Source organism: Pseudomonas sp. PS01297 (assembly GCF_029959305.1).
GTDB lineage: Bacteria > Pseudomonadota > Gammaproteobacteria > Pseudomonadales > Pseudomonadaceae > Aquipseudomonas > Aquipseudomonas helleri.
Genome location: NZ_JASCPQ010000045.1, coordinates 1 through 17,013, shown reverse-complemented (window position 1 = coordinate 17,013; position 17,013 = coordinate 1). Strand labels below are relative to the sequence as shown.

Here is a 17,013-nt window from a genome sequence, read left to right as displayed (position 1 = left end):
TCAAAAAATGCACATTAATCGTCAGCGCCCCCAACACTGTTGCCTTGTCAGGTCCGGGGCGGCGTTTGTATTGGCTGCCAGGCCCACGTGGTTCAACGTGTAGTCACCACAGGCGTCTCCCGCCATGGGCGAGTCTGCTCGACGTGTCGCCGTCAACAGGTAGGTGTGATCGGCGAGCTCATAGGTCATCAGGTAGTGCTGATTACCCGGGCTGACATTTTCCGCCCCACTGTATAAACCTTTTTTCGTATAAAAACGCTCAAGACTTTGGGATTGCTCTGACAACAGCAATACAAGTTGAGCGCGATAGCCGCGCTTCACTGAGTCGCTGTAAAGCGGATACGCGAACGCGCCAAGGATGCCGATGATCGCCACCACGATCATCAACTCCATCAACGTGAACCCTGCTCCATACCTTTTCATACCGTTGCCCTTACTGGATTTGCCGCCACATGATGCGTCGAAACTGCTGACGTACGGGTTCGCCCGCCTCGCTGTCTGTTGGCTGATAACGCGCATAAACGCTCTCCAGCACCGTACGTGAAGGGCCGCGCGCCCCAACGGCAGTCACACGGTAAAAGTGCGCTGAAGCAATACCCGGCAAGTGTGCAGGCGTTACGCCCACACCCAGGCTTTGAATACCGAACACGCCATCAGGCGCCTTAAGCCACAGCACACCGGACTGCGGGTCCAGGCCGGGCAAGACCTGCGTGCGGGCCGACAAAGGCGGCACGCATTGAGCCGGCGCGCTGCATACCAGCAGCTCACGCCACTGCGTCTGCACCTGCGCCTCGCCCATGCGCAGCCCCGTTTCCGCGGCCTGAAACGAGTGATTGGCAAACCACACACTGCCCGCCATTTTTTCTTGCTGCACGGCGCTCTGTAAGGAGGTAAGCCCCAGCACACTGAGCAACAGCAACAATGTGAGGCAAACCAACAGGACCATGCCCGACTGTTTACGCGGGTAATCACGCATAACTCCCCCTAACCCAGCCGATTACGCAGGGCCACCACCAGGTGGTAGGTCTGATCCTTTACCCGTGCCTTGGGATCGCGCAGTGTCAGGGCTATTTTCAGGCTGCGGATACTGGCCAAACTACTTGGGCTTTGTTCATAGCGCTGAACCGATGCCCCCGCTGCCGAACTGGCGACACCAAACGTCACCTCAAACGCCGCCACGTTATCCAGCAGCACCGCTTTACCCGGGCCAGTCTTGAGCTGCCCGTTCTCAAACCAGTAAACAACGTTACGTAATGCAAAGGCGGTTTCACCGGGTTCAAGCGGCCCAGGCTGCCCGGCATAGGCCTGTGCATAACGTTTACAGTCTGACACCACCGTCCAGTCCGGCCGGGCGCCCTGCAGGCCGACATCGCCACTGACGAACCGCCACGACCTGGAACCCGCTGCGCCCTGCCATGAAACAGGCGTCTGGAACACCGCAGGCGCATTGATGATGCTGTCTGTCGACAGGCAGCCAAACATGCCAATCATGCGAATTTCCTGCGCGATTTTGCTCAGTACAAAACGGGCGTCTTCCTGGGCGATGGCGGCGGCATACTGCGCAAGGTAAGTCTCACGAGCACTTAAAAAAACCTGAGTGCCCCCCGACACCAGCAGCACGCCCAGCGCCAGGGCAATCAGCAGCTCTAGCAGACCAAACCCGGCATTGCAGCGTGTCATGAGGCACCCACCGCGAACCCGGATGCAATCTGGCTGGTCAGGGTGAATGTTTGCAGCGACTCCCCGGGGCGCCTGTCATCCCATTCCAGTGTGATGGCCACCTCACGCTCATTGATCGCAATGCTGCCCTTGGCACTTGCCCCGCCGAATTGGCGAACATTGCGTTTGAAGTCACTCAAATCCTGGCCCAGCACACTGTGCAGCCCCACTCCGGCAGACGACCCGGCGTAATCTGCAGCAGGGTTTGCGCGAATACGATCCAGCATGTCGTAGGCAATAAAACTGGCCTGGGTGGTCATTAACGCGCTGTCGGTGTGTTTCAGCGCATTCAGCTGTACGGCGGCAGCCCCCAGCAGCCCGCTGGCCAAAATAACCGTCGCCACCAGCACCTCAATCAAGGTGACTCCACTTTGCCGGCGTTTATCCGATCGATTCATGTACGCCACCCTGGCCTTCACTCGCCGACACATCCTGTGTCGACCTGCCAAAAGCCTAGCCCTGCACACGGGCCATGTTTGTAGGATCTGGCTGGTAAAGCACCGGGACTAATCGTCCATTCAGGTCAGCTACCTAACCCTGATAACGCTTTAAACATGCTGAAATCGTTGCGTGAGCAGCACCCGTCATAGCTGAGCTATACCAATACAAGCGCAAGGAGTGCGCGAAGGCATGACCAAGGAGGACAACGTGTACCAACACGGCATGAGCATGATCCACCTGTTGTTCACGCTGGCGATTGTCGCGATTACCGCGCAATTCGCCGGCCCGGCCTACGGCGTTCTGGTTGAACAGCAACGCCGTCAGGTCGCGGCCGAACAATTGGCCAGCGGTTTGCGCAATGCGCGCACCGAGGCGCTGGTCCGCCACAACTATGTAGTGGTACACGCGCTGGAAGACGATTGGAGCAAAGGCTGGAGGATTATTCTGGATAAGAGCGGCCGGGGGCACCTGGATGAGAGCAACCCGGTACTTGCCCACAGGCAAGGCAACGCGCAAATACCGATTGCCGGTAATACGCCGGTAAAACATTACGTACGGTTCAACCCGCTGGGCGAACCGTTATTAAGTGGCGGGGCATTTCAGGCGGGAACATTACATATTTGCCAGGCCGACACCACTCTGAGCCACTACCAGGTGGTACTCGCCAAGAGCGGTCGCATCAGCCTGCGCAGCGATCAAGCGACGCAGGCATTGTGCGCCATGGCTTAAATCAGGGAGCGAACGCGCAGTTCTTTAGGCATCGAAAAGGTGATGTTCTCTTCGCGGCCAGCCAGTTCGTCTGCCCCTGTTGCGCCCCAGGCATGCAACTGCTGAATCACACCGCGCACCAGTACCTCAGGCGCCGACGCCCCTGCGGTAATACCAATGTGCTGTACACCGTCAAACCAGCTTTTTTGCAGGTCTTCGGCGCCATCAATCAGGTAAGCCGGGGTGGCCATGCGTTCAGCCAGCTCGCGCAAGCGGTTGGAGTTGGAACTGTTCGGGCTGCCCACCACCAAGACCACGTCGCACTCGTCGGCCAGTTGCTTGACCGCATCCTGGCGGTTTTGCGTGGCGTAGCAGATGTCGTCCTTGCGCGGGCCGCCAATGGCCGGGAAGCGCGAACGCAGCGCGTCGATCACACGACTGGTGTCGTCCATCGACAAGGTGGTCTGAGTCACAAACGCGAGTTTTTCGGGGTTGTTGACGTGCAGGTTGGCGACATCTTTTTCGTCTTCAACCAGATAAATCGCACCGCCATTGCTCGCGTCGTACTGCCCCATGGTGCCTTCGACTTCCGGGTGCCCGGCGTGGCCGATCAGGATGCACTCACGGCCATCGCGGCTGTAGCGTGCCACTTCGATGTGCACCTTGGTCACCAGCGGGCAGGTGGCATCGAACACTTTAAGGCCACGGCCTGCCGCTTCGGTACGCACGGCCTGGGAAACGCCGTGGGCACTGAAAATCACGATGACGTCATCCGGCACCTGGTCCAGCTCTTCAACAAAGATCGCGCCACGGGAGCGCAGGTCTTCGACCACAAATTTGTTGTGCACCACTTCGTGGCGAACATAAATAGGCGGACCGAAGACTTCCAGAGCGCGATTGACGATTTCAATCGCTCGGTCCACCCCAGCGCAGAAGCCACGGGGGTTGGCGAGTTTGATGTGCATGCTGAGCCTCGTGGGTCGCGCAGAAAAATAATGCCAATCAGGCCCGGCACACGCCGAGCTCTGAATTACAGCGCTTTAACGTCTTTGATTTCCACGTCGAAGGTCAGGGTTTTGCCTGACAACGGGTGGTTGAAATCAATGGTCACTTGCTCGTCGTCAAAGGCTTTGACCACACCCGGCAGCTCGGTGTTGGCCGCGTCATTGAAGATCACCAGCAAACCTTCAGACAGGTCCATGTCCTTGAACTGCGAACGTGGAATGATCTGTACGTTTTGCGGGTTAGGCTGGCCGAACGCGTTTTCCGGGAGGATCTCCAGGGTGCGTTTGTCGCCCGCCTTGAAGCCGAACAAGGCGGCTTCAAAACCTGGCAACAGGCTGCCATCACCCACCTTGAAAGTCGCCGGGGACTTGTCGAATGTACTGTCGACGGTGTCGCCATTCTCCAGGCGCAATGCGAAATGCAGCGTGACTTCCGTGTTCTGGCCAATACGTTGCTCAGTCATGAGCCGGTTCTCCAGACTTTTTACTTTTGAACATATCCAGTGCCAGCATCACCGCGCCCACGCAAATCGCGCTGTCGGCGAAGTTGAAGGCCGGGAAATACCAGCGGTTTTGCCAATGCACCAGGATGAAATCAACCACATGACCGTACACAATCCGGTCATACAGGTTGCCCAGCGCGCCGCCCAAAATCAGCGCCAGCGCAATCGCCAACCAGGTGTCATTGCGCCCAAGGCGCTTGAGCCAGACGATAAGCACGGCGCTGACCACAATGGCGATCAGGGCAAACAGCCAACGCTGCCAGCCAGCACTGTCGGCCAAAAAGCTGAAGGCCGCGCCGGTGTTGTAAGCCAGCGTCCAGCTGAACAGGTCCGGGATGACCACAATTTGCTGGTACATCTGCAAGGCGTTGTCGAAATAGACCTTGCTGGTCAGGTCAATGACCAGGACCAGCACAGTCAACCAGAGCCAGCCCAGGCGCCCGAAGCGCCCGGCAGTGCTGGTGTTAGGCATAGTGACGTACCTCGCCGGTGCCGCTGATGTTGTCAACGCAACGGCCGCAGATTTCCGGATGCTCCGGGTTCACGCCCACGTCTTCACGGCAATGCCAGCAGCGCGCGCACTTGGCGTGTGCCGACTTGACCACTTTGAGCTTGAGGCCCGGTACTTCGGTGACCACAGCGTCAGCCGGTGCCAGCGAAAAAGGCGCAACACTGGCGGTAGAGGTGATCAGGACGAAGCGCAGTTCGTTGCTCAGCTTGGACAGGTCTGCGGCCAGTTCAGCTTCGGCGAACAAGGTCACTTCTGCCTGCAAGTTGCCGCCAATGGCCTTGGCTGCGCGCAGGTTTTCCATTTCCTTGTTGACCGCCACCTTGACCGCCATGATCCGCTCCCAGTAGTCGCGGTCCAGCTCGGTGCCTTCCGGCAGTTCGCTCAGGCCGTCATACCAGGTGTTGAGCATGACCGATTCGTTGCGCTCGCCCGGCAGGTATTGCCACAGTTCGTCGGCGGTGAAGGCCAGGATCGGAGCGATCCAGCGCACCAGCGCTTCAGAGATGTGGAACAGCGCGGTCTGGCACGAACGGCGGGCCTTGCTGTTGGCGCCCGTGGTGTACTGGCGGTCCTTGATGATGTCGAGGTAGAAACCACCGAGTTCCTGAACGCAGAAGTTGTGTACTTTGGAGTACACGTTCCAGAAACGGTATTCGCCGTAGTGCAGCTCCAGCTCACGTTGCAGCAACAAGGCGCGGTCTACTGCCCAACGGTCCAGCGCGAGCATTTCATCAGCAGGCAGCAGGTCGGTGGCCGGGTTGAAGCCGGTGAGGTTGGAAAGCAGGAAGCGCGCGGTGTTACGGATACGCCGGTAGGCGTCCGCGCTGCGTTGCAGGATCTGGTCAGACACTGCGATTTCGCCCGAGTAGTCGGTCGAGGCCACCCACAGACGCATGATGTCAGCGCCCAAGGTGTCGTTGACCTTCTGCGGTGCAATCACGTTGCCCAGCGACTTGGACATTTTGCGGCCCGCTTCGTCCACGGTGAAACCGTGAGTCAGCAGTTCGCGGTACGGTGCGTGGTTGTCGATGGCGCAGCCGGTCAGCAAGGACGAGTGGAACCAGCCACGGTGTTGGTCAGAACCTTCCAGGTACAGATCGGCACGCGGGCCGGTCTCGTGGCCCATCGGGTGCGAACCGCGCAGCACGTGCCAATGGGTCGTACCCGAATCGAACCATACGTCCAGCGTGTCGCTGATTTTGTCGTACAGCGGCGCTTCGTCGCCCAACAGCTCGGCAGCGTCCAGTTTGAACCAGGCTTCGATGCCTTCGACTTCAACGCGCTTGGCCACTTCTTCCATCATTTCGACAGTACGTGGGTGCAGCTCACCGCTTTCCTTGTTCAGGAAGAACGGGATCGGCACGCCCCAGTTGCGTTGACGCGAGATGCACCAGTCTGGACGATTGGCGATCATCGAATGCAGACGCGCCTGGCCCCAGGCCGGTACGAACTGGGTGTCTTCGATGGCTTGCAGTGCGCGGGTACGCAGGGTGTCGCCCGCTACCGGCTCTTTGTCCATACCGATAAACCACTGCGCGGTTGCGCGGTAGATCAGCGGGGTTTTGTGACGCCAGCAGTGCATGTAGCTGTGGCTGATGGTTTCGGTGAACATCAACGCGTCGACTTCGGTCAGCTTGTCGATGATGTTCTGGTTGGCTTTCCAGATGAACTGGCCACCGAAGAACTCCAGCGACGGCACGTACACGCCATTGCTTTGAACCGGGTTGATGATGTCGTCGTTGACCATGCCATAGGCTTTGCAGGTCACGAAGTCGTCTACGCCGTAAGCCGGTGCGGAGTGAACCACGCCGGTGCCAGCGCCCAGTTCAACGTACTCAGCCAGGTAAACCGGCGACAGACGGTCGTAGAACGGGTGACGGAAGTTGATCAGTTCCAGTGCCGAACCGGTGGTGGTGGCGATCACCGAACCTTGCAGGTTGTAACGCGCCAGGCTCGATTCAACCAGTTCTTCAGCGAGCACCAACAGTTTGTCGCCCACGTCGACCAGCGCGTAGGTGAACTCCGGGTGCACGTTCAGCGCCTGGTTGGCCGGGATGGTCCACGGGGTGGTGGTCCAGATCACGATCGCAGCCGGCTTGCTCAAGGTTGCCAGGCCAAAGGCCTCGGCCAGCTTGGCGTCATCGGCAACCGGGAAGGCAACGTCGATGGCCGACGACTTTTTGTCCTGGTATTCGACTTCTGCTTCAGCCAGGGCTGAGCCGCAATCGAAGCACCAGTTCACCGGCTTCAGACCTTTAAAGACGAAACCGCCTTTGACGATTTCGGCCAAGGCACGGATTTCACCGGCCTCGTTTTTGAAGTCCATGGTTTTGTACGGATTGGCGAAGTCACCCAACACACCCAGACGGATGAACTCAGACTTCTGGCCTTCGATCTGCTCGGTCGCGTAAGCACGGCACAGCTCGCGGGTTTTATCCGCGGACAGGTTTTTACCGTGAGTCACTTCGACCTTGTGCTCAATAGGCAGACCGTGACAGTCCCAGCCCGGTACGTACGGCGCATCGAAACCGGCGAGGGTTTTCGAACGCACGATCATGTCTTTCAGAATTTTGTTCAGCGCATGACCGATGTGAATCGTACCGTTGGCGTACGGAGGACCGTCGTGAAGTACGAACTTCGGACGATCCTTACTAATCTCGCGCAACTTCCCGTACAGGCCAATGCTGTCCCAGCGCTGCAAAATTTGCGGTTCGCGCTGTGGCAGGCCGGCCTTCATTGGGAAGGCTGTGTCCGGAAGGTTTAACGTGGATTTGTAGTCGGTCATTTCAGGCTCTTTTTAAGCGGTTGACCCAGCCAAAAGGCTCGGGCGGCGGCGACGTCCGCATTGATCGCCGTCTTGAGCGCCTCCAGGGAGGCAAAACGCTGCTCATCACGCAGCTTGTGGTGGAATGCCACGGTCAATCGCTGGCCATACAAATCGCCAGCGAAATCCAATAGATGTACTTCAAGATGGGCGTTGCCATCCCCTGCTACGGTAGGTCTGACGCCGATATTAGCGACGCCGGGCCAGGTTTTGCCGTCGATCTCGACGCTCACCAGGTACACCCCGGTCAACGGAACACGACGACGCTTGAGCTGGATATTGGCGGTTGGCGTGCCCAATTGGCGCGCCAGCTTTTGCCCGTGCAATACCGTACCGGCAATCTGGAACGGGCGGCCCAGCAAGCGCTCTGCCTGGGCAAAATCGCCCTTGGCCAGCGCATCACGCACCTGGGTGCTGCTGATGCGCACGCCGTCCAGCTCAACGGTTTGCGCGGCTTCGACGGTAAAGTTCTGCATGACACCTGCTTGTTGCAGGAAGTCAAAATCACCGACCCGGTCGCAGCCAAAGCGGAAGTCGTCACCGACCTCAAGGTGCTGCACACCCAGGCCATCGACCAGGATCGTGTCGACAAACTCGGCCGCGCTGAGCTTGCACAGGCGTTGATTGAACGCCAGGCACAGCACCCGATCAACCCCGGCGTCAGCCAGCAGCTGCAATTTGTCGCGCAGGCGGGCCAGACGCGCCGGAGCGGTTTCAGGGGCAAAGAATTCGCGCGGCTGGGGCTCAAAAATCACCACGCAGCTGGGCACGCCCAACTCCAGTGCACGTTCACGCAGCCGCTCCAGGATAGCCTGGTGACCACGGTGTACACCGTCAAAGTTGCCAATAGTGGCGACACAGCCCCGATCTTGGGGCCGCAGATTGTGAAGGCCTCGAACCAGCTGCATAACGCGCTTCTTGCTCATAAAGTGGCCGATTATAACCACACCCGGCCCGTGACGACAGGCGACAGCGCAAGGCAAATCAGGTCAAACCGACAAAATAGACGTTTGACCGTAATTTTCCTTACATCAGAGACTTGCGGGCGAAATCCTTCAAACGCAAGCCCAACAGCAACAACATACCGAAATAAGCCAATATGCCAGCAGCCACCAAGCCGCCAAGGCGCATAAAGCGCTCGAGCATATGGCCTTGATCCCAGGCGGGCATAACGTGCATCAAGCCCATCAGCACCGCCGACATCACGGCAACCGCCAACACCAGTTTGAACAGGTACAGCGACCAGCCCGGCTGGGCGATAAACAGCTTTTGCTTGCGCAACTGCCAGAACAGCAGCCCGGCGTTAATGCACGCGCCCACGCTAATGGCCAAGGCAAGCCCGGCGTGCTGCAGCGGCACGATAAACACCAGGTTGAGCAACTGCGTCACCACCAGGGTGAACACGGCAATTTTTACCGGGGTGCGGATGTTTTGTTGCGCATAGAAGCCGGGCGCCAGCACTTTGATCAGGATCAAACCGAGCAAACCGACCGAGTACGCCATCAGGGCGCGCTGGGTCATCGCCGCATCCAGGGCACTGAACTCACCGTATTGAAACAACGAGACGGTCAGCGGTTCCGCCAGGATCGCCAAGGCCAGTGCACACGGCAACACCAGCAAAAAGCACAGGCGCAGCCCCCAATCGAGAATTCGCGAGTACTCCTGTCGGTCTTTATTGGCGTAGGTTTTGGACAGCGTTGGCAGCAGGATTGTGCCCAGCGCCACCCCGAGCACACCGGACGGCAATTCCATCAAGCGGTCTGCGTAGTACATCCAGGACACCGACCCGGCCACCAGAAAGGAGGCAAAAATTGTGTTGATGATCAGCGAAATCTGACTGACCGACACCCCCAGAATGGCCGGCACCATCTGTTTCATTACGCGCCATACACCGGTATCGCGCAAATTGAGGCGCGGCAGCACCAGCATGCCGATTTTTTTCAGGTGCGGGAGTTGGAACAGCAACTGCGCAAGGCCACCGGCCAGCACCGCCCAGCCCAGCGCCATTACGGGCGGGTCAAAGTACGGGGTCAGGAACAGGGCAAAGATGATCATGCTGACGTTGAGCAGCGTCGGCACGAACGCCGGCACCGAAAAGCGGTTCCAGGTATTGAGGATCGCCCCGGCCAGCGATGACAACGAGATCAGCAATATATAAGGAAAGGTCACCCGCAACATGTTGGAGGTGAGCTCAAACTTCTCTGGCGTGCTGGCAAACCCTGGCGCCGTGGCCCAGATCACCCAAGGCGCAGCCAGCATGCCCAGCACGGTGACGATGGCCAGCACCAGCGTCAGCAACCCGGCGACATAGGCCACAAACGTGCGCGCGGCCTCCTCGCCCTGCTGATTTTTGTATTCGGCCAGAATCGGCACAAACGCTTGCGAAAAAGCGCCTTCGGCGAAAATCCGGCGCAGCAGATTGGGCAGCTTAAAGGCAATAAAGAACGCATCTGTGGCCATACCCGCGCCAAACATACGCGCCACGATAGTGTCCCGGACAAAGCCCAGAACCCTTGAAATCATGGTGATGGAGCTGACAGCAGCCAACGACTTGAGCAAATTCATTGAAAGAGTTTTTGCCTTTAGAGAAAGAGCAGGCGAACAAAGCGTTCACTTATGCGATACTGCGCGCCGCAACAGCACAGAGCCAAGCTCGCGAGTTTACAGGTCAAGCGCCGGAAATAAATCTCCCGTCTCCCTCGATCAACCACTCAGCGGCTCGAATCAATCGCCCTTGACAAGAGTTGTCGTCATCGGCATGATTCGCGGCCTATTTTGTTTGTTAATTCCAAAAGTCTTTCGAGGAGCTCGACGGTGGCCAACACACCTTCCGCCAAAAAACGTGCAAAACAGGCTGAGAAGCGTCGCAGCCACAACGCCAGCCTGCGTTCCATGGTTCGTACCTACATCAAGAATGTAGTTAAAGCCATCGACGCAAAAGACGCTGTTAAAGCGCAAGCTGCTTATGTTCTGGCTGTCCCTGTTATCGACCGTATGGCCGATAAAGGCATCATCCACAAGAACAAAGCTGCTCGCCATAAGAGCCGCCTGAATGGCCACGTCAAGGCGTTGAACCTTGCGACTGCTGCTTAAGCGATAAGCTTTTAAAAAAACCGACCCCAGGGTCGGTTTTTTATTGCCTGCGATTTGGTAAAACCTTGTAGGAGCGAGCTTGCTCGCGATCTTTTGAGGTTAAAAGATCAAAAGATCGCAGCCTTCGGCAGCTCCTGCACAGTCACTTACCGCTTTTATCAGCGCTGCGGCCACGGCAAGATCGGGATCGCGGTCACCGCATTCTGCGGGCTGCCTTCGATCAGGCGGTCGCTGTACACCAGATACACCAGCGTGTTGCGCTTTTTGTCGAGAAAGCGCACCACTTGCATGGTCTTGAAGACCAGCGAAGTGCGCTCCTTGAACACCTCTTCGCCATCTTTCAAATCACCCTTAAAGCTGATCGGACCGGTCTGACGACAGGCCAATGACGCTTCAGCGCGATCTTCCGCCAGGCCCAGACCACCTTTCATGCCGCCAGTCTTGGCCCGCGACAGGTAGCAGGTCACGCCATCCACCTTCGGGTCATCGAATGCCTCGACCACAATGCGGTCGTTCGGCCCAACAAATTTGAACACGGTCGACACCGTGCCAATTTCCTCAGCCGATGCCAACAGAGGCACCGCCAAGATCAAACCCAACAGACCGCTAAGCAAGCGCATTCAACACCTCAATTCAAACCAGGATCAGGTTATCGCGGTGAACCAACTCAGGTTCAGCCATGTAACCCAACAAGCTGACAATCGCCTCAGACGACTGCCCAATAATTTTTTGCGCTTCAGCCGCACTGTAGTTGGCCAGGCCTCGGGCAATTTCTCGCCCGTCAGGCGCCACACACACCACCATTTCGCCACGACGGAACCCGCCCTGCACGGCTTTGACACCTACTGGCAACAAGCTTTTATGCCCTTCGGACAATGCCGCCACAGCACCGGCATCCAGTACCAGGGTGCCGCGCGTTTGCAGATGCCCGGCCAGCCACTGCTTGCGCGCCGCCAGCATGCCACGCTCAGGCGACAACAATGTACCCAGGCGCTCGCCTGCCTTCAGACGGTCCAGCACACGCTCCAGGCGACCACCCACAATGATGGTATGCGCTCCGGAACGCGCCGCCAGACGCGCCGCACGCAGCTTGGTCTGCATGCCGCCGCGACCCAGCGCACCACCGGTACCGCCCGCCACTGCATCCAGCGCAGGATCATCGGCACGCGCCTCATAGATAAGCTTGGCGTCCGGATTGTTGCGCGGGTCCGCATCGAACATGCCGTCACGGTCGGTCAGGATCACCAGCAGGTCAGCCTCGACCAGGTTGGCCACCAGCGCCGCCAGCGTGTCGTTGTCACCAAAACGGATTTCGTCCGTGACTACGGTGTCGTTTTCGTTGATCACCGGGATCACACCCAACTCAACCAGGGCGCGCAAGGTGCTGCGGGCGTTCAGGTAGCGCTTGCGATCAGACAAATCGTCATGGGTCAGCAGAATCTGCGCAGTGTGCCGCGAATGCTCGGCAAAGCTCGACTCCCACGCCTGCACCAAGCCCATCTGGCCAATCGCGGCGGCCGCCTGCAGCTCGTGCATTGCACTGGGTCGGACCGTCCAGCCCAAGCGGCTCATGCCGGCCGCCACTGCGCCCGAAGACACCAGCACCAACTCTACGCCCGCCTCATGCAAGGCCACCATCTGCTCGACCCACACGCCCATCGCGGCGCGATCCAGGCCCTTGCCATCTGCTGTCAGCAATGCGCTGCCGATTTTCACAACCCAACGCTGCGCACCTGTCACCTTGCTCCGCATCATCATCCAACCTATGCCTGAGAGCAGCGCGACCGAGCGCCACCCATGGATTTATTCTTGATTACAGTTTCACAGATACCAAAACGCCGCTCAATTGAGCGGCGCTGTAGTTTACTGCAACGAATCAGTCGCGGACGTAAATGATTTCTGGACCATCTTCGTCATCAACATCTTCTTCGTCCCAGTCATCATCACCCATGTCATGGACGCTCTTCACGCCGCTGCGACGCAGGGCACGCTTGTCATCCAGGGCTTGAAGCTGCGCACGCGCTTCGTCTTCGATGCGCTGATCAAGATCGGCCAGCTCTTCTTTGTACACCGGATCGTTGGCCAGACGGTCAGCACGGTCTTCAAGATAGCGCATGATGTCGTGGCACAGCTTGTCGGTACCGATTTTGGCAATCGCCGAAATCACGTACACAGGGCCGGTCCACTCCAGACGATCAACCACTTCTTTAACGCGCGCATCGTGCTCGTCTTCCGGCAGCGAGTCGCACTTGTTCAGCACCAACCAACGGTCACGCTCAGCCAGCGACGGGCTGAACTTGATCAGTTCGTTAACGATCACTTCAGCGGTATCAGCCGCGCTATCAGTGCCTTCAACCGGCGCCATGTCGACGAGGTGCAACAGCAGACGGGTACGCGCCAAGTGCTTGAGGAAGCGAATCCCCAGACCCGCGCCATCCGAAGCACCTTCGATCAAGCCCGGAATGTCGGCAATCACGAAGCTCTTCCAGCGATCAACACTCACCACACCCAGGTTTGGCACCAGAGTGGTGAACGGGTAATCAGCCACTTTTGGCTTGGCCGCAGACACCGAACGAATAAAGGTACTTTTGCCCGCGTTCGGCAAGCCCAGCAGACCGACGTCAGCCAGTACCTTCAATTCCAGCTTGAGGTCACGCTGCTCACCCGGCTTACCCGGCGTGGTCTGGCGTGGCGCACGGTTGGTACTGGATTTGAAACGGGTGTTGCCCAAGCCGTGCCAGCCGCCGTGTACAACCAGCAAACGCTGACCCGGAACCGTCAGGTCACCGATGATTTCCTGGGTGCCAGCGTCAATGACGGTAGTGCCCACCGGCACACGCAGTACCAGGTCTTCGCCCTTGCGGCCGGTGCAATCGGTGCTGCCACCGTTAGAGCCACGCTGCGCGTCAAAGTGACGGGTGTAGCGGTAGTCAACCAGGGTGTTCAGGTTCTCGTCAGCGACCATGTAGATCGAGCCGCCGTCACCACCATCACCACCGTTAGGACCACCGTTTTCGATGAACTTCTCACGACGGAAACTCATGCAACCGTTACCACCGTCGCCTGCTTTTACTTTGATCGATACTTCATCTACAAACTTCATAACAAAACACGCCTCTCGTCATCAGGACGAGCCGATAAAAACCAAGACATAAGACTCTTGCAAAAATGAGCGCAGCGACCCAATCAACAGCCGTTAAATCCAGCGCCTAAGCCCATACAAACAGTTTTGCAAGAGACTCACCCCACAAACGAAAAAGCCCCGTCGCAAGACAGGGCTCTTCCAGCTACCAAGCTATTACGCTGCGACGACTTCAGTCTTCGGAACGATGCTTACGTAGCGGCGACCGAAGGCGCCTTTAACCTGGAACTTGATCACGCCTTCCACTTTCGCGAACAGGGTGTGATCTTTGCCCATACCAACGCCGTAGCCAGCGTGGAATTGGGTGCCGCGCTGACGCACGATGATGTTGCCCGGAACGATAGCCTGGCCGCCATACATCTTCACGCCAAGGCGTTTGGCTTCTGAGTCGCGACCGTTACGGGTACTACCACCAGCTTTTTTGTGTGCCATGAGTCAATTCTCCTAGTGAGGAATTAGGCTGAAATTAAGCCTGAATACCGGTGATTTTGATCTCGGTGTACCACTGGCGGTGGCCCATACGCTTCATGTGGTGCTTACGACGACGGAACTTGATGATGCGTACTTTATCGTGACGACCTTGGGAGATCACTTCAGCAACAACAGTGGCGCCAGCAACAACTGGAGCGCCGATATTTACGTCGTCGCCATTGGCGACCAACAGAACGCGATCAAAAGTGACGGATTCGCCAGTAGCGACTTCCAGTTTCTCGATCTTCAGGTATTCACCCGGTGCTACTTTGTATTGCTTGCCACCAGTAACGATTACTGCGTACGACATGGTATTTCTCCGATAATCCTGCTCACCCAGCGCTTTATAGGTAAAGGTATTGGCTGGCATGGCTGCATGGGGCTGGAACGGCCCAAGTGCAATTGCGTAAGGCAGGTGCTGCCCAGGAAGTTCAGGGTGCGCGATTGTACGCAAGCCTCGCGGGTGTTGCAAGGGGCCGTCCATCGCGCCTTGACAGGCCCAGCCCCCCGACCTAGCATGCCGCGCAACCCTTCTGGAGCACCTGTCGCTGATGCAACCCCAAGCTTTCTACCGCGCGGTGGCGGACGATTTTAGCGCCGTCGACGGCATCATCAAGAAGCAGCTGACTTCACGCGTACCGCTGGTCTCAAAAATTGGCGACTACATCACTTCGGCCGGCGGCAAACGCCTTCGTCCTTTATTAGTGTTGTTGTGCGGCAAGGCCCTGGGCCGTGAAGGCGATGACCTGCGCTTGCTGGCTGCCACCATTGAGTTCCTGCACACCGCGACCCTGCTGCATGACGACGTGGTCGACATGTCCGGCATGCGCCGTGGCCGCAAGACCGCCAACGCCACCTGGGGCAACGCCCCGAGCGTGCTGGTGGGCGACTTCCTGTACTCGCGCTCCTTCGAAATGATGGTCGAGCTGGGCTCGATGCCGGTGATGAAGATTCTTTCACAAGCCACCCGCATCATTGCCGAAGGCGAAGTGTTGCAGCTGTCCAAGGTCCGCGACGCCAGCACCACCGAAGAAACCTACATGGAAGTCATCCGCGGCAAGACCGCCATGCTCTTTGAAGCATCGACCCACAGCGCCGCCGCGCTGGCCGGTGCAACCCCTGAGCAACGCGAAGCCTTGCGCACGTTTGGCGACCACCTGGGCGTGGCTTTCCAACTGGTTGACGACCTGCTCGACTACCGTGGTGACGCCGAAACCCTGGGCAAAAACGTCGGTGACGATCTGGCAGAAGGCAAACCGACCTTGCCGCTGATCTACACCATGCGTGAAGGCACCCCCGAGCAGGCTGCTCTGGTGCGTACGGCCATTCAAAAAGGCGGCATTGAAGACCTCGAAAGCATTCGTGCGGCCGTGGAAGCCTCGGGCTCGCTGGAATACACCGCACAATTGGCCCGCGACTTCGTTGCCCGCGCCATTGCCTGCCTTGAAGCCCTGCCGCCAAGCGAATATCGCGATGCGCTGGTTGAGCTGAGTGAGTTTGCGGTAGCCCGCACGCACTGATCCTTGTAGCCGCTGCCGCAGGCTGCGATAAGGGCCGCAGGACCTTCAAAAATTGAGGGTCGCTGCGCAACCCATCGCAGCCTGACGGCAGCGGCTACAGTGTTCGCCGTGCTTGCCCCACCCCTTCGGCACAAAAACCCTATATAATGCGCGCCTTTTAGCCATCCTGACTTTTAAGGAGCTTTAGTGAGCACGTTGCCACCCTGCCCAAAATGCAATTCCGAATACACCTACGAAGACGGCGCACAGCTGATCTGCCCGGAATGCGCCCATGAGTGGTCCGCCAACGGCGACGCTGACGAAGCCAGCGATGTAAAAGTCTACAAAGACTCCGCAGGCACAGTGCTGAACGACGGCGACACCATCACCGTGATCAAGGATTTGAAAATCAAGGGCACGTCCCTGGTGGTCAAAGTGGGCACCAAGGTTAAAAACATTCGCCTGTGCGATGGCGATCACGACATCGACTGCAAAATCGACGGCATCGGCCCAATGAAGCTCAAGTCCGAGTTCGTGCGCAAAGTCTGATCCTGTGGCTGACCTTCCTGCGTCCGCGCAGGAAGGGGTCATTCCCCGCAACACTTTCCCCGCCCCGCCCAAAAGCCAGCCGACGTTGACCCACAGCAGTTTTTACGTAGAAAAAAAAGAAATCCGCCAATAGGCACTTGCTATTAACTGAATAAGAATTATTCTCATTGTCATTCATCTAGGAGATGACAACGATGACTTATTTAATTGATGCATGGCTGGACCGTCCACACCCTTACCTGCGAATCCTGCACCGGGAAACCGGCGAAGTCTGCGCGGTACTGGAAGAAGAAGCGCTAAACGAACTGCAAGACCAGGGTGACCTGGACTTCAACGGCCTCAACTCAAGCGAGCCGCTGGTGCTCAAAGAGCTGGTGCGTAACCTGTTCCTGTTTTGCTATGCCCGGGCATTGCGCCCCATCGGCACCGCAGAACCTCACGAACACCACGCCAAAATAGAAATATGACCGCACGATGCAGCTAAACGGCCCTGTAGGAGCGAGCTTGTCTCGCGATCTTTTAAAAGATCAAAAGATCGCGAGACAAGCT

General features: G+C 57.9%; 20 protein-coding genes. 5 read left to right on the top strand and 15 right to left on the bottom strand.

Annotated features, from left to right (window positions below; translation table 11 throughout):
- Window positions 1-21: 21 nt before the first annotated feature.
- From QMX84_RS14825 to pilV, 4 genes are read right to left on the bottom strand one after another with little or no spacing between them, the layout of a single operon-like run.
- A complete protein-coding gene (locus tag QMX84_RS14825) occupies window positions 22-423 on the bottom strand; it encodes a type IV pilin protein (protein WP_048367354.1) in 402 nt (133 codons plus the stop codon).
- Window positions 424-433: 10 nt separating this feature from the next.
- Window positions 434-976 carry a PilX N-terminal domain-containing pilus assembly protein gene (locus tag QMX84_RS14820; protein ID WP_282364144.1) on the bottom strand — a complete coding sequence of 181 codons (543 nt, stop codon included), beginning with the start codon at window positions 974-976 and terminating at the stop codon, window positions 434-436.
- 8 nt (window positions 977-984) lie between these two features.
- A complete protein-coding gene (locus tag QMX84_RS14815) occupies window positions 985-1,680 on the bottom strand; it encodes a prepilin-type N-terminal cleavage/methylation domain-containing protein (protein ID WP_123751292.1) in 696 nt (231 codons plus the stop codon).
- Entirely contained in the window at window positions 1,677-2,117 is a 441-nt protein-coding gene (gene pilV / locus QMX84_RS14810) for a type IV pilus modification protein PilV (protein ID WP_282364143.1), read from the bottom strand. Before pilV ends, QMX84_RS14815 begins: the two co-directional genes overlap by 4 nt.
- Before the next feature lie 232 nt (window positions 2,118-2,349).
- Between pilV and QMX84_RS14805 the strand changes: the two genes are divergently transcribed.
- Window positions 2,350-2,889 carry a GspH/FimT family protein gene (locus QMX84_RS14805; protein WP_282364142.1) on the top strand — a complete coding sequence of 180 codons (540 nt, stop codon included), beginning with the start codon at window positions 2,350-2,352 and terminating at the stop codon, window positions 2,887-2,889.
- On the opposite strand, the gene ispH is transcribed toward QMX84_RS14805, so the two are convergent.
- The 6 genes from ispH to murJ all read right to left on the bottom strand — a co-directional run bounded on the left by ispH (window position 2,886) and on the right by murJ (window position 10,275).
- Window positions 2,886-3,833 (bottom strand): 4-hydroxy-3-methylbut-2-enyl diphosphate reductase, encoded by a 948-nt coding sequence (gene ispH, locus QMX84_RS14800; RefSeq protein ID WP_048388074.1) that lies wholly within the window; start codon window positions 3,831-3,833, stop codon window positions 2,886-2,888. The genes QMX84_RS14805 and ispH overlap by 4 nt on opposite strands.
- Before the next feature lie 65 nt (window positions 3,834-3,898).
- Window positions 3,899-4,336, bottom strand: coding sequence for an FKBP-type peptidyl-prolyl cis-trans isomerase (fkpB, locus tag QMX84_RS14795; RefSeq protein ID WP_019411874.1), 438 nt, complete (start codon window positions 4,334-4,336; stop codon window positions 3,899-3,901).
- Window positions 4,329-4,847, bottom strand: coding sequence for a signal peptidase II (gene lspA / locus QMX84_RS14790; RefSeq protein ID WP_048367375.1), 519 nt, complete (start codon window positions 4,845-4,847; stop codon window positions 4,329-4,331). Before lspA ends, fkpB begins: the two co-directional genes overlap by 8 nt.
- Entirely contained in the window at window positions 4,840-7,671 is a 2,832-nt protein-coding gene (gene ileS, locus QMX84_RS14785) for an isoleucine--tRNA ligase (protein ID WP_262126662.1), read from the bottom strand. Before ileS ends, lspA begins: the two co-directional genes overlap by 8 nt.
- A complete protein-coding gene (gene ribF, locus QMX84_RS14780; protein WP_048388080.1) occupies window positions 7,668-8,618 on the bottom strand; it encodes a bifunctional riboflavin kinase/FAD synthetase in 951 nt (316 codons plus the stop codon). The genes ileS and ribF overlap by 4 nt, the downstream gene beginning before the upstream one ends.
- 118 nt (window positions 8,619-8,736) lie before the next feature.
- Window positions 8,737-10,275: a murein biosynthesis integral membrane protein MurJ gene (gene murJ / locus QMX84_RS14775; RefSeq protein ID WP_153334938.1), complete on the bottom strand. Its 1,539-nt coding sequence runs from the start codon at window positions 10,273-10,275 to the stop codon at window positions 8,737-8,739.
- Window positions 10,276-10,524: 249 nt separating this feature from the next.
- Here murJ and rpsT point away from each other — a divergent pair, with 249 nt between their 5' ends.
- Window positions 10,525-10,803, top strand: coding sequence for a 30S ribosomal protein S20 (gene rpsT / locus QMX84_RS14770; protein ID WP_048367387.1), 279 nt, complete (start codon window positions 10,525-10,527; stop codon window positions 10,801-10,803).
- 158 nt (window positions 10,804-10,961) lie between these two features.
- Here rpsT and QMX84_RS14765 read toward each other — a convergent pair whose 3' ends face one another.
- From QMX84_RS14765 to rplU, 5 genes are all read right to left on the bottom strand, one after another.
- Window positions 10,962-11,423: a CreA family protein gene (locus QMX84_RS14765; protein WP_048367388.1), complete on the bottom strand. Its 462-nt coding sequence runs from the start codon at window positions 11,421-11,423 to the stop codon at window positions 10,962-10,964.
- A gap of 13 nt (window positions 11,424-11,436) precedes the next feature.
- Entirely contained in the window at window positions 11,437-12,555 is a 1,119-nt protein-coding gene (gene proB / locus QMX84_RS14760) for a glutamate 5-kinase (RefSeq protein ID WP_048388168.1), read from the bottom strand.
- Window positions 12,556-12,679: 124 nt separating this feature from the next.
- Window positions 12,680-13,906, bottom strand: coding sequence for an Obg family GTPase CgtA (gene cgtA, locus QMX84_RS14755; protein ID WP_048388086.1), 1,227 nt, complete (start codon window positions 13,904-13,906; stop codon window positions 12,680-12,682).
- Between the two features lie 195 nt (window positions 13,907-14,101).
- A complete protein-coding gene (rpmA, locus tag QMX84_RS14750; protein WP_047273595.1) occupies window positions 14,102-14,377 on the bottom strand; it encodes a 50S ribosomal protein L27 in 276 nt (91 codons plus the stop codon).
- Window positions 14,378-14,411: 34 nt separating this feature from the next.
- Window positions 14,412-14,726: a 50S ribosomal protein L21 gene (gene rplU / locus QMX84_RS14745; protein WP_007950961.1), complete on the bottom strand. Its 315-nt coding sequence runs from the start codon at window positions 14,724-14,726 to the stop codon at window positions 14,412-14,414.
- A gap of 241 nt (window positions 14,727-14,967) precedes the next feature.
- Between rplU and QMX84_RS14740 the strand changes: the two genes are divergently transcribed.
- The 3 genes from QMX84_RS14740 to QMX84_RS14730 all read left to right on the top strand — a co-directional run bounded on the left by QMX84_RS14740 (window position 14,968) and on the right by QMX84_RS14730 (window position 16,931).
- Window positions 14,968-15,936, top strand: a complete 969-nt coding sequence (locus QMX84_RS14740; protein ID WP_048388088.1) for a polyprenyl synthetase family protein — start codon at window positions 14,968-14,970, stop codon at window positions 15,934-15,936.
- Window positions 15,937-16,122: 186 nt separating this feature from the next.
- A complete protein-coding gene (locus QMX84_RS14735) occupies window positions 16,123-16,464 on the top strand; it encodes a zinc ribbon domain-containing protein YjdM (RefSeq protein ID WP_048367396.1) in 342 nt (113 codons plus the stop codon).
- Window positions 16,465-16,658: 194 nt separating this feature from the next.
- Window positions 16,659-16,931 carry a hypothetical protein gene (locus tag QMX84_RS14730; RefSeq protein WP_262126663.1) on the top strand — a complete coding sequence of 91 codons (273 nt, stop codon included), beginning with the start codon at window positions 16,659-16,661 and terminating at the stop codon, window positions 16,929-16,931.
- The last annotated feature ends 82 nt before the right edge of the window (window positions 16,932-17,013 follow it).

What these genes read in the sequence shown, in the direction of transcription:
- QMX84_RS14825 (WP_048367354.1), bottom strand. Translation starts at nt 423, where the DNA reads ATGAAAAGGTATGGAGCAGGGTTCACGTTGATGGAGTTGATGATCGTG.
- QMX84_RS14820 (WP_282364144.1), bottom strand. Translation starts at nt 976, where the DNA reads ATGCGTGATTACCCGCGTAAACAGTCGGGCATGGTCCTGTTGGTTTGC.
- QMX84_RS14815 (WP_123751292.1), bottom strand. Translation starts at nt 1,680, where the DNA reads ATGACACGCTGCAATGCCGGGTTTGGTCTGCTAGAGCTGCTGATTGCC.
- pilV (WP_282364143.1), bottom strand. Translation starts at nt 2,117, where the DNA reads ATGAATCGATCGGATAAACGCCGGCAAAGTGGAGTCACCTTGATTGAG.
- QMX84_RS14805 (WP_282364142.1), top strand. Translation starts at nt 2,350, where the DNA reads ATGACCAAGGAGGACAACGTGTACCAACACGGCATGAGCATGATCCAC.
- ispH (WP_048388074.1), bottom strand. Translation starts at nt 3,833, where the DNA reads ATGCACATCAAACTCGCCAACCCCCGTGGCTTCTGCGCTGGGGTGGAC.
- fkpB (WP_019411874.1), bottom strand. Translation starts at nt 4,336, where the DNA reads ATGACTGAGCAACGTATTGGCCAGAACACGGAAGTCACGCTGCATTTC.
- lspA (WP_048367375.1), bottom strand. Translation starts at nt 4,847, where the DNA reads ATGCCTAACACCAGCACTGCCGGGCGCTTCGGGCGCCTGGGCTGGCTC.
- ileS (WP_262126662.1), bottom strand. Translation starts at nt 7,671, where the DNA reads ATGACCGACTACAAATCCACGTTAAACCTTCCGGACACAGCCTTCCCA.
- ribF (WP_048388080.1), bottom strand. Translation starts at nt 8,618, where the DNA reads ATGCAGCTGGTTCGAGGCCTTCACAATCTGCGGCCCCAAGATCGGGGC.
- murJ (WP_153334938.1), bottom strand. Translation starts at nt 10,275, where the DNA reads ATGAATTTGCTCAAGTCGTTGGCTGCTGTCAGCTCCATCACCATGATT.
- QMX84_RS14765 (WP_048367388.1), bottom strand. Translation starts at nt 11,423, where the DNA reads ATGCGCTTGCTTAGCGGTCTGTTGGGTTTGATCTTGGCGGTGCCTCTG.
- proB (WP_048388168.1), bottom strand. Translation starts at nt 12,555, where the DNA reads ATGCGGAGCAAGGTGACAGGTGCGCAGCGTTGGGTTGTGAAAATCGGC.
- cgtA (WP_048388086.1), bottom strand. Translation starts at nt 13,906, where the DNA reads ATGAAGTTTGTAGATGAAGTATCGATCAAAGTAAAAGCAGGCGACGGT.
- rpmA (WP_047273595.1), bottom strand. Translation starts at nt 14,377, where the DNA reads ATGGCACACAAAAAAGCTGGTGGTAGTACCCGTAACGGTCGCGACTCA.
- rplU (WP_007950961.1), bottom strand. Translation starts at nt 14,726, where the DNA reads ATGTCGTACGCAGTAATCGTTACTGGTGGCAAGCAATACAAAGTAGCA.
- QMX84_RS14740 (WP_048388088.1), top strand. Translation starts at nt 14,968, where the DNA reads ATGCAACCCCAAGCTTTCTACCGCGCGGTGGCGGACGATTTTAGCGCC.
- QMX84_RS14730 (WP_262126663.1), top strand. Translation starts at nt 16,659, where the DNA reads ATGACTTATTTAATTGATGCATGGCTGGACCGTCCACACCCTTACCTG.